Source organism: Methanobrevibacter sp. (assembly GCF_045646045.1).
In the GTDB taxonomy this organism is placed as follows: Archaea; Methanobacteriota; Methanobacteria; order Methanobacteriales; family Methanobacteriaceae; genus Methanocatella.
Window position 1 is genome coordinate 1 of record NZ_JAZRJY010000067.1, and the last position, 12,759, is coordinate 12,759.

8 protein-coding genes are annotated in these 12,759 nt (G+C 33.6%); 2 read left to right on the forward strand and 6 right to left on the reverse strand.

Annotation, left to right across the window (positions count from 1 at the left end; genetic code table 11):
- From ACKI5C_RS04225 to ACKI5C_RS04245, 5 genes are all read right to left on the reverse strand, one after another.
- The coding region (locus ACKI5C_RS04225) for an Ig-like domain repeat protein (protein ID WP_407431961.1) at window positions 1–7,176 on the reverse strand (7,176 nt) is incomplete at its 3' end.
- A gap of 424 nt (window positions 7,177–7,600) precedes the next feature.
- Window positions 7,601–8,101 (reverse strand): methylated-DNA--[protein]-cysteine S-methyltransferase, encoded by a 501-nt coding sequence (locus tag ACKI5C_RS04230; protein ID WP_407431962.1) that lies wholly within the window; start codon window positions 8,099–8,101, stop codon window positions 7,601–7,603.
- Between the two features lie 27 nt (window positions 8,102–8,128).
- Window positions 8,129–8,656, reverse strand: a complete 528-nt coding sequence (locus ACKI5C_RS04235; RefSeq protein WP_407431963.1) for a beta-class carbonic anhydrase — start codon at window positions 8,654–8,656, stop codon at window positions 8,129–8,131.
- Between the two features lies 1 nt (window position 8,657).
- On the reverse strand, window positions 8,658–9,143 hold the full coding sequence (gene ilvN / locus ACKI5C_RS04240) for an acetolactate synthase small subunit (RefSeq protein ID WP_407431964.1): 486 nt from the start codon (window positions 9,141–9,143) through the stop codon (window positions 8,658–8,660).
- Window positions 9,144–10,838, reverse strand: a complete 1,695-nt coding sequence (locus ACKI5C_RS04245; protein WP_407431965.1) for an acetolactate synthase large subunit — start codon at window positions 10,836–10,838, stop codon at window positions 9,144–9,146. It lies immediately after the preceding gene.
- A 139-nt stretch (window positions 10,839–10,977) separates the two neighbouring features.
- Here ACKI5C_RS04245 and ACKI5C_RS04250 point away from each other — a divergent pair, with 139 nt between their 5' ends.
- Window positions 10,978–11,322, forward strand: a complete 345-nt coding sequence (locus ACKI5C_RS04250; protein ID WP_407431966.1) for a DUF2085 domain-containing protein — start codon at window positions 10,978–10,980, stop codon at window positions 11,320–11,322.
- Window positions 11,319–11,600 (forward strand): zinc-ribbon domain-containing protein, encoded by a 282-nt coding sequence (locus tag ACKI5C_RS04255; RefSeq protein ID WP_407431967.1) that lies wholly within the window; start codon window positions 11,319–11,321, stop codon window positions 11,598–11,600. The genes ACKI5C_RS04250 and ACKI5C_RS04255 overlap by 4 nt, the downstream gene beginning before the upstream one ends.
- Here the strand turns inward: ACKI5C_RS04255 and argF are convergent.
- The gene (argF, locus tag ACKI5C_RS04260; RefSeq protein ID WP_407431968.1) at window positions 11,597–12,505 is read right to left on the reverse strand and encodes an ornithine carbamoyltransferase; all 909 of its coding nucleotides are present in this window, start codon (window positions 12,503–12,505) and stop codon (window positions 11,597–11,599) included. The two genes, ACKI5C_RS04255 and argF, sit on opposite strands and share 4 nt — an antisense overlap.
- Window positions 12,506–12,759 lie beyond the last annotated feature (254 nt).

Here is a 12,759-nt window from a genome sequence, read left to right on the forward strand (position 1 = left end):
ATCATAATTGGTTGCTAAAGGAACTCTATAATCACTAGTATCATTAGTACTATTCGCATAATTATCATTACCATTATAAACCGCTGTAATATTATAATGACCCGGAGCTAAAACACCCAAATCAACAGTCACACTAGATCCAACAAACTCATCAGAAGTAACATTCTTAACAAAACCAGATTCATCCTCAACAGTAATAGTAACATTACCACTTACATAAACCAAATTACCATCCTTATCAGTAATATTAACAGTAACACTGGTTACATTATTAGTTAAATCAGTAACAATATCATCAATCACAGCTTTAGTATCAACTTTATTAACAGTCAAAGTGGCAGTATTTGAAGTTGATCCAACATATTGATTATCACCTTTAAATGTAGCATTAATGGTGTAAGTATCTGCAGCCAAATTAGCTAAAGTCAAAGTACCGTTACCGTCAATAATAGCAACAGTGTGGTTTTCACCATTTACACTAACAACAGCACTGCCGTTTAACTTCTTATCAATAGTTATATTAACAACAGCAACCTGACCAACATTAATTGTAGCATTAACAGCAACAACGATAGATGTTGGAACTTTATCAATTGCTAACTGTTTAACATCAGAAGCACTTGCAGTATAGTTTTCATCTCCTTTAAACTCAGCTTTAATATTATAAACATTATTAGTTAAACCGGATACAACATAAGATCCGTTACCATTGGTTACAGCAACAGCATAATTATTGTCTCCAACACTTAAAATCACAGTTCCATTGATTTCCTGACCCATTGTGACATTAATCAATACATCATCACCAACAGACTTAGGAGTAGTAAAGTCAACATCAATTGTAGATGCAGCACGAGGAATAACAAATGTATCAGAAGTGGAATTAGCAGAATAAATGCCATCACCAGGATAAGTTGCAGTCACTGTATGCAATCCGCCAGTCAAATTATTCAATGTTAAAGTAGCAACACCCTGAGCATCAGGTTTTCTGGAGTAATCCTTACCGTCAACAGTAATAGTAACATTTTCAGTTACACTACTAGGAAGAGTTACAGTAAATGTAGTGTCCTCGCCGTAGGTCTTATTATCAACATCCAATACAATATTACAGTTTGGTGAAGGGCTGACCGTAAACATGTTGGAGTTATTGTTTTTAACTTCATATTTGTCATCACCAAGATAGGTCACGTTAACCTCATGCTGTCCCACAGTTAATCCCGGAACAACAACAGTAGCAACACCATTAACAACACTAACAGGAACTTTTACATCACCATCAACTTTTACAACCAGATTATCCTTATTAATATCCGCAGGTAAAGTAACAGTGATTGTTTCATCATCACCAAAGACAATGTTTTCAGTAGTTACATTAAGTGGATAATCTGCAATCTTACTGACCGTTAATGTAGTGTTATTAGTGGAATATAAGAATTTAGAATCACCATCAAATGTTACGTTCACATCATAAGTTCCATAAGCCAAATCAGATACATTGAAAGTTCCAACTCCATTTACAACAGCAACATAATAAGTTTCTTCACCAACTTTCAGTCTAACTATAGCATTGACAGAAGGCTGCATGTTAATTGTTATGACTGCATTTTCACCGACTTTAGGTTCATTAGCTGAAACTTGAATGCTTGTAGGTATCTTATCAACTGTTAAAGTCAATGTATTTGAAGTGTTTCCGAGGTATTTGGAATCACCTGCATAAGTTGCATTAATAATGTAGATGTCATTTTCCAAATCATATAAAGTTAAGTTACCTTTACCATTGACAATACCGACAGTATAATTATGATTATTTACTTTAACGGTTACAGTTGTGTCTATAGTTTGGTTTAAAACAACACGAATAACTGCATTATCACCAACAGAAATCACATCATCATCCAATTTAATAGTTAAATTAGTAGGTATTTTGTTTACTTCCAATGTTTGAGGTTCAGAACTATTTCCTGCATATCTATCATTGCCTGCAAATGTAGCAGTAATGGTATAAGTGTCATTTGCCAGGTTTGAAGCAATGTACTCACCGGTACCTCCTAAAATAGCAACATCATGATTCTCCCCATTAATCGTTAATTTAACTGTCGTGTCAATTGATGCATTTAATTTGACAGTAATCACTGCATCGCTGCCGACAAATATTGGAGAATCGAAAGTTACAGTAACATTAGTAGGAATACCGTTGACCGTCAATGTCATTGGAGTGGATTTATTGCCGTTAAATTTATCATTGCTTATGAATGTAGCAACAACAGTTAAAGGACTATTATCCACTGGAGTGTAATCATAAGTAATGTAATCAGCATCTGAAACAGCTACAGTATGGTTTACTCCGTTAACTGTAAATACAACATCACCAGTAACAGTTTCATTTAATTTGGCAGTTAAAGTAACCGGACTGCCAACCTGAATTTTATCAGTGACTTCATCCAATGAGACAGTCAAATTCTTTTTAATAACATTGAATGATTTGAAAGCATGTGCATTAGTGTAGTTTTGATCGCCGTCATATAGTGCAATCACTTCATAATTTCCAACATTCAAATCAGGAACTGAGATTGATTCACCGCTATTTACTTCATACTCCTGATGATTTACAATAAGAGTAATTTTACCTGTTGCATTTTCAGGCAATGTAGCATTAATTATAGCATTACTTCCTACAACAATATCAGATGCATTGATAGTGATTGTCGGAGCAGCTCTGTTAACGTTGAATGTAGTACTTGTAGTGTTTGCATGATAATAGCCGTCTCCGCTGTAAACTGCATTAACTGTATATGGTCCTGCAGCAAAAATATCCGGAATGATGAAATACTTTGGATTTACTTGAAAATTTTCAGTAGTATAGTTTTTATCACCAATATAGAAAGTAATATTACCCGCAACATCAGAAGGCAAATCAATAGTGATGTTTACTTTATTGCCATAATCAACATCTTCAGCATCAATAGTAAATGGAATTGCATGTCTAAGAGTGATATGACCATCATTATAAGTTACATCATCTAAAGCATCATATACTGATTTAATTATGGCATTAGAGGTTACACTGAAAAGAGAATCATCAAAAGTATATTCTGCCCACCAAATTCCATCATCACTTAAAGTAGCCTCAACAGTATCAATATATACGTTTCCATTATAAATATCGAAAGTCATTGTACCGTTTAAAAGATCATGCTTAAGATTGGAAACTGCAGTGATATTTACCGGTTGATTCAATATGCCAGTTTTATCCTGTACGGTAACATAATATGGTATATCTTCAACTACAGCAAATGTGGATGAATTATAACCCGGCAGATATATATCGTCACCTTCATAATAAATCTCCACAAGATAAATTCCTTCAGGCAAATTCTCTAAAACTAATTCACCATCCTCTCCATCATATTTAACACCATTTACATAAACTGGATTATCTGCAAACCAATCATCATTAATGGTATACCAAATCTCTTCATCCTCACCAACTCTTATATTATAAATTTTATCAATAGTAATAGTAGAATTTAATTGCTTTAACTCAAATGAAGTATTATCACTTGAAGGAAGATAATTTGTATCACCATTATAATATGCCGTGATATTATATTTACCTAAACTTAAACCTGACAAATCAAATTCAAAGAGTACACCATGTCCCCACTCCTTCGATTTAACAGGAGCATCACCTTCTTTAACAACCCCACTTTCATTGGTAACAGTAAATGTTACATATCCTGAAGGGTAAGGCGGAGTATCAAGAGGATTAACATATGCTTTAGCGGTAGTGCCCTCAATTTCTAAATCAGTTGTAGTATTTAGCAAAGCAAACTCAATTGTTTGGGTGATGCTTGTATAATATGAATCATCAGGGTGAGTTGCAGAAATTAAATAATGTCCAGCAGCAGTTATTTCTAAAGAAACATCCCCATTAATATCAGTTACTAGATTCTTTTGCTCAACAGCACCATCATGATTAATAGTTACTGTAAGATTTTGACCATATTCATTAATGGAACGGAAAACAGAAGAAGTATCAGTGTTATTAACTCCATTAACTCCCCAATAAGTAACATTATCAAAATCAATGCCAGAATTGGAATAAATAGCATTTAAAAAATTGTCTCCACCAGTGAAAGTAATTTTAACTATGTTTCTTATATCATGATTAATAATTAAACCTGTTGACCTTGCCTTATTGTTCAATAAATTAGAATTTTTAACAGATTTGGCTTGTGGACTAGCTGCTGAATTGAAATAAATAGCAGACCCACTTCTAGCATAATTATCTTTAAAATTAGATTTATCTACACTACCAACAGTATTGAAGTAGACAGCACCACCAAAAGTTGATGCTTTATTATCAGTGAAATTAGAATAATTCACACTACCTTCTGCGTCAAAGTAGACAGCACCACCAGAACTTGATGCACTATTATTATTGAAATTAGAATAATTCACACTACCTTCCTCATCAAAGTAGACAGCACCACCACCAATAGAACCCAATACCTTATTATTAGTAAAATTAGAATAATCCACACTACCAGTATTCTTAAAGAAGACAGCACTAGCCAAATTACCTGCACTATTATTATTGAAATTAGAATTTTTTACACTACCCGTAGCACCGAAATAAACAGCACCACCATTATCTCTAATTACAGAACAATTAGTAAAACTAGAATTTTCTACACTACCTTCCTCTTTAAAGTAGACAGCACCACCAAGATTATATGTACTACTATTAGTGAAATTAGAATTTTTCACATCACCTGATCCCATATAAATAGTTCCACCATACATATTAATACCCTTTGTAACACTATCAACAAAATTACAATTATCTACAGTGGTTTCTTTAGCAAAATAGACAGTACCACCAAAACCTGATGAGCTACTATTAGTGAAATTAGAATTTTTCACTTCACCATTACCTGCACCAAAAACACTACCTCCTCTACCATTTTTAGAACTAATATTCTCAAAATTACAATTATTTACACTACTGAAAAGACCTGCGTTAGTAAATTGAATAGCCCCTCCATCACCAGTAGCATAAATATCTGTAAAACTACAATTAATTACATTTCCACTTTCCTGATGAATAGCACCACCAGAAGATCCATGAATATTTGTGAAACTACAATTAACTACATCACCGAAAGATGTACCAATAGCACCACCAGCACCAGAAGCATAGACATTATTAAAATTGGAATTATAAACATTACAACCAGAACCTGAAATAGCACCACTATTAGCATTATATGCATAGTTACCTGTAAAATTACAATTATCAACAGTACCTGAAGAAAGTGTAACAGCACCAGTAGTTCCTGCATGATCATTATTAAAATTACAATTGGTAATATTACCAGAAGTTATCCCAACAGCTCCTGCATAATTAGCAACATTATCCGTGAAATTAGAATTATTCACAGTACCTGTTCCAATACGAACTGCTCCGTCAGTTCCAGATAAAGCCTCATTATTAACAAAAATAGAATTGGACACTTCACCTTTTCCCACATATATTGCACCACCATCTTTAGAAGCTGAGTTATATGTGAAATTACAATCATCAACAATACAGTAAGTAGAAGAGTAGATAGCACCACCACCACCATTCTCAGTTTCATTCGCCCTATTATTAACAAAATTAGAATTAGTTACAATAAGATTATCAGGTTTATCCTGGCTATATATATCATAAATAGCTCCCCCGTTGGAAGAAGCAGAATTATCAGTGAAATTACAATTAACTACATTAGACCCACCAACAAAGTAAAGGGCACCTCCACCATGTGTAGTATCAAAAAATGTATTATTCTTAAAATTAGAATTGGTTACATTTATAGAGGATTTAGCGTTTATAGCACCACCACCAGTACCGCTAAGACCATAATTATCCGTAAAATTACAATAATCAATAGAACCTGTAGTTGTAGATTCAAAGAAAATAGCACCCCCACCAGCATTGGAACCAGAGCCAGTAATTTCAGACATATAATTTTTTTCAAATTTAGAATTTTTTACATTAACATTAGCTGAATTAAGAATATATATAGCACCACCACCATTTCCATTAAGAGCACGATTACCAATGAAAATACAATTAGTCACATTAGCAGAGGCATTAAACTGAATGGCACCACCACCAGTTATCCCAGTAGTTGCCTTATTAATAGCTGAATTATTGATGAATTTAGAATTAGTCACATTACCAGCACGTTTAAAGTAAACAGCACCGGCACCACCAGTTTTTGCAGTGTTATTAATGAAATTACAATAATTCACACTACCCGGATCTGAAAAGTATACAGCACCATTTCCCATTTCTGCAGAATTATTAATGAAATTACTGTTTTCTAACTTACCAGTATATTTAAAGTAAACTGCACCAGCATATCCGCTTACAGAGTTATTAGTAAAATTACAGTCTGTTACAGTACCATCACCATAAAAGTAAACAGCACCACCATCACCATTAGTAACATTATTACCAATAAAATTAGAACCAGTCACACTACCTGCACCAGCAAAGTAAACAGCACCTCCATTAACTGGAAGACTACCTCCAGCTGTATTATTAATGAAATTACTATCAGTAACCGTACCGATTCCATTAAAGTAAACAGCACCAGCATTATTACCTGATGCAGTATTACGAGTGAAATTACAGTTTGTCACGCTACCTTCACCGGTAAAGTAAACAGCACCAGCAGCACCGCTTCCCGCAGTGTTATCAACAAAAGTACAATCTTCTAAAGTACCTCCGAGGTAAAAAAGAATTACAGGGCCTTCTTCCATAAAGTTTGCATTTTTAAAAGTTATATTTTTAAAAATTACATTATCAGTATTTACTTTAAATAGTCTAAAATATGCACCATCCATATCAATAACAGCGCCTTGACCATCAATAGTTCCCGGTTGAGTAATCGTAATAAAACTATTTCCAGCAGCACTACTGCCATCATAAGTATAAATCTTTCCGCCTAAATTTTTATCTCCACCGTCTCCAATCTCAGCAGCCAAATCAGCAAATGTAGCTGGTTGGCCTGCACTTAATATTTCTTGAGTATTATCTATAGCGACTATTTCGTCATTATTAACTGCGGATAACACCTGGGTTTCATTATTGGCATTATCCTCCATAGCACTGGCTGTGCCCATAAAAATAAGTAAAGTTAATAATATTAAAATAGCCAGAATTGGTTTATTTACCTTAATATTACCATCCCCATATTTAAAAAAGTTTAACAAGTACTTGTACATATTCAAATGCAATTATAAAAACAGATTATCCCCAATCATTCATTATAATAGCATAAAATCATATAATTAAATAATATTCATGATTTCCCCAAATACATGAATAATAACTTAAAAATATAATTATATGAAAATATTTTTATAAAAGTTAATATAAAAAGTTATCGTTCAATTTTTTTAAAAAAAAAAGTTAACCATGCCTAAAAAAAAAGAAATTTTTTAAATAAAACAAAAACATAACAAAAAAATAAATATCGAAATGAATTATTTTTAGACTAAAATTTAGCGGATGTTTCTATTTTTCATCACCAAAATGCTGTACAGACTAGAATTCTGCATTTTCATGTTTTAAAAGAAATATTTTTTTATCCAGGCCACCTGCATAACCTGTTAAGGCTCCATCTGATGCAATTACCCTGTGGCATGGAATAATTATAGAAATAGGATTATGTCCAACTGCACCGCCAACAGCCTGGGCAGACATCTTTTCAATCCCTCTATTTTCAGCAATTTTAGATGCAATATCTTTATATGAAGAAGTTTCACCATAAGGAATCTCGCAAAGAATCTTCCATACCTCACATCGAAAAGCACTTCCTTGAGGTGCAAGATTCAATTCATCAATAGATGGTTTTTCACCATTAAAATAGCTGTCCAGCCATTTTTCTGTTTTAATCAATATCTTATCTTTCCTTTCGATTAAATCATCGGAAATATTGGCCAGATAATATTTTTGTCCTTCAAACCATACTCCAATTAAGCTGTTATTATCAGAGGCCAGTAAAATATCTCCCAATGGTGATTTGTAGTGTGTTATATTTATCATTTTAAAAAAAAATAAAGAAAAGATGGCTTAATAACCATCTACTAAAACTTTTAACTCACCGGTTACAATATCGATTATAAGACCGTGTACCGGAACGTCAGGAATCAACGGGTGGTTTTTGATTTTTTCTACAACATCAATGACGTTTTGTTCTTCGGATTCAAATCCACCAATCCATTGAGCCAAATCATATTTGGCTATGTCTTCTTCTTTAATTCCTCTTGCAATCATTTTTTCTTTTAAAGCTTCAGCATCAGCTCCGGCCATACCACATTCTGTGTGTCCGACAACCATTATTTCTTCAGCTCCAAGATTGTATAATGCTGCAGCGATTGATCTTATTGCATCTTCACCGACGATTGAGTTACCTGCATTTCTGACGATTTTTGCATCTCCTCTTTTTAAACCTAGTGCAGGTTCGAAAAAGTCGATTAATCTACAGTCCATACAGGTTAAAATAGCTAATTTCTTAGCTGCATGGTGAGACATCTCTGTGCCTTCAAAATTTTCAACAAATTCCTTATTGTCTTTTAATACATTTTCCAAAATAGTCATTTTAAATACCCCTTGACATTGCAGTAATACCTGTTCTTGTAATCTTTCTGATTCCAAAAGGCTCTAATAAAGATATAAATGCATTGATTTTATCCCCATCCCCAGTTATTTCAACAATCAGTGCTTCTTCACTTACGTCAATAATTTGTGCTCTGAAAATATTGGAATATTGCAATATTTCAGACCTTTCTATTTCACTAGCTGTACTAACTTTTATGAGACATAATTCTCTTTTAACTGCATTTTTAGTAATATCTTTAATCTTGATAACATCAACTAATTTATTTAGCTGCTTTGTAACCTGTTCCAATATCTTTTCATCGGCTTTTACAGTAATTACCATTCTTGCAAGACCTTCTGTTTCAGATTTGCCTACTGTAATACCTTCAATATTGAAATCTCTTCTTGTGAATAATCCGGCTATCTTCTGTAAAACTCCCGGCCTATTTTCAACAAGTGTACTTATAATATGATATCCTTCCTCCATTTAAATCACATCCTTTTCAAGCTTATATTCACCAATCATTTCGTTGATACCTGCTCCCGGAGGAAGCATTGGAAGTGATTCTTCAGAATCTATGACAATATCTATCAATATAGCTTCATTATCTTTTATTGCGGTTTTTAATACATCTTTGGTTTCGCCCGGTTTTTCTACTCTTACAGCATTAATGCCGAAACTTTCAGCTAACTTAACAAAGTCAGGACTATCTTTAAATTCTGTTTCGGAATGTCTTTCATTGTACAATAAGCTTTGCCATTGATATACCATTCCCAAAGTTCTGTTTTCAAGCACTACTGCAATAACAGGCAAATCATAATCATAAACGGTAGCCAATTCCTGACACACCATTAAAAATCCGCCGTCTCCATTAAGAGAAACAACAGGATCTTGTGGACATGCAACTTTAGCACCAATAGCTGATGGGAAACCGAATCCCATTGTTCCAAGTCCTCCTGAAGAGATGAACTTGCGTGGCTTTTGAGTGTCATAAAAATGAGCCGCCCACATCTGGTTTTGGCCAACATCTGTTGTCAGTATGGAATCAGGAGTTAAAACTTCACTGATTTCCTTAATTACAGATTGAGGTTTAAGTGGAACATCATCATATGTAACTCTAGGAAGTAAATCAATTTTTCTTTGTTTGATTTTATCTGTCCATGCATTAACATCACTAGAAGCCTTATATCCTTTGAATAATTTATTTAATGACTTTAAAACACACTTAGCATCACCGACAATCGGCAAATCTACATCAACATTTTTGCCTATTTCAGCCGGATCTATATCAATATGGATAATCTTGCTGTCGGGAACGAAACTGTCCAGTCTTCCGGTTGTTCTGTCAGAAAATCTTATACCTATAGCAATCAATAAATCACATTCATTAACAGAATCATTGGAAACTTTTCTTCCATGCATTCCAAGCATTCCCAATGCCAATTCGTCCTTTTCATTGATAGCTCCCTTACCTAAAAGTGAAGTCATGACAGGAGCATTGATTAAATGTACAAACTCATTGAATTCACTGCAGGCATCGGCCAAAATAACACCGTCACCGGCAAGCACCAAAGGCCTTTTAGCCTGCTTAATTAACTCACAGGCTTTTTTAATTTGTCTAGGATTGCCCTTTAATGTAGGACTATATCCAGGAATCTGAATTAGATTATCATCAAAACTTGTTAATTCCCCTTCCTGTACTTCTTTTGGAACATCAATTAATACAGGTCCCGGTCTTCCACTGGCAGCTAAATCAAAACTGGTTTTTATGATAGAAGGTATTAAATTAGGGTCTTTTGGCTGAAAACTATGCTTGACAATAGGCATAGTGATACCAATAATATCTGCTTCCTGAAATGCATCATTTCCGATTAAATGAGTTGGAACCTGTCCTGTTATAGCTACAATAGGAGAAGAGTCCATATAAGAAGTAGCAATACCTGTAACCAAGTTAGTTGCACCCGGTCCGGAAGTGGCCAGGCACACTCCCACCTTACCTGAAGCCCTTGCAAATCCGTCAGCTGCATGAGCTGCTGCTTGTTCGTGTCTAACTAGGATATGGTCGATATCCGCATCATATAACATATCATAGAAAGGTATGGTTTGTCCTCCAGGATAACCGAATATTGTTTCTACTCCCATTTTTTTAAGGGATTCAATTATTGCTTCTCCGCCTCTCATTTCTAAAACCTTTATTAAATCTTTTATTATGAATTAATTTTTGTGTAGTGGAATATATAAAATTAGTCATTAGATATTGAAAAAAATTAATATAGTATAAAACAATAAATTAAACACAAATAAGCTACCTTAGATTATCATGAAATATTCAAAAATATTATGCCACAGAATACCTGAAAGAAGCTTTCATTATAAGAACCATCAGTTTCCAGTTTGTGCAAGATGTACAGGCTTTTATACAGGTTTAATAGTATTTTTAATATATAATTACTTCTATCCGGTCAATTATACATTAAACTTATTCATAATATCAATTATATTGCTTATTCCTGCAGGCATCGACGGTTTTACTCAGCTTTTGGGATATCGCGAAAGCAATAATAATCTAAGATTTGTTACCGGATTTATTGGTGGAATCGGATTAATAATTTTCATGAAAATAGCTGTAGAAATATTTTATTATTTAATGGGAGTATACTTATGAGTTTTTGTCCAGAATGCGGTGAAGAAAATCCTGAAGGAAGTAAATTCTGTAGAAGATGCGGTATTAATTTGGTCCATGAAACACCAGACCCCGAACCTAAAGAACAAACAACAGCTAAAAAAGTTACCGTAGAGGACGACAGAGGACCGATTAATCCAAGACCCGTCAATACATCAAGTACAGTCAATAATAATACAAATGATGATAATGATAAATGGTGCTGGTGTTGCGTTTGTATAGTCTTTTTATTTATAGTGTTTGCCATTCTTGGCCATTAATCCTTTAAATAATGATAAAGAATAGCTTTTTGTGCATGAAGCCTGTTTTCAGCCTGATCATAAATAACTGACTGATTTCCGTCAATCACATCAGCTGAAACTTCCTGGTCTCTGACTGCAGGCAGACAATGCATAAAAATAGCACCTTCATTAGCAATATCCATTAACTGCTGATTGACCTGATAAGGTGCAAGATCTTTTTCTCTTTGTGCTTTTTCAGCTTCATCACCCATACTTACCCATACATCAGTGTAAACAACATCCACATTATTAAGGGCAACATTAATATCATCAGAAACGGTTATTTCAGTATTGTTTTCATTTGCATATTCATTGGCGATTTTTAAAATATCTTCATTAGGTTCATAACCTTTAGGACAGGCAACAGACATGTCCATTCCTAAAAGAGGAGCAATCAATAAAAGGGAATTACATACGTTGTTTCCGTCACCGACAAAACAGATTTTCTTATTTTCAAAGGACCCGAAATATTCTCTAATAGTTAACATATCAGCCAATGCCTGACAAGGGTGTTCCTGATTTGTCAGTCCGCTGATAACAGGCACTTCAGAATATTTGGCTAATTCAACTACATCGCGATGTTCAATAGCTCTAATCATTATTCCATCAACAAAACGGCTTAATACCTTAGCAGTATCTGAAATAGGTTCACCTCTACCCATCTGCAAGTCATTTGATGATAAAAATATTCCTCTTCCGCCAAGCTGATACATTCCAACATCAAAGGAAACTCTGGTACGTGTAGAGGACTTTTGGAAAATCATAGCTAAAGTTTTACCTTCCAAAGGCTTATCTTCCACTTCGCCTGCTTTAATCTTAATAGCCAAATCAATAATATATGAGACTTCCTCTTTAATATCACAAATAGATAATAAACTATCCATTATATCCCCTCTAATAAAATAAAATATTTGTTATTTATATATATTAAATATTATGATTTTTTCATTCTAAACTTAATTAGATGAAATGTATATTGAAAATTATTTAAAAAAAAGAGTCTGTAAAATTTTATAGGCTTTTTAAAATTTAATTTTTTTACACTTGAAGTTTTACTTCGATGAAATTCATTCCAATTTTTCTTTAATTTTAATATAAATTGATAAAAAATAGTAAATTACTTAAATAAGTGAGGACA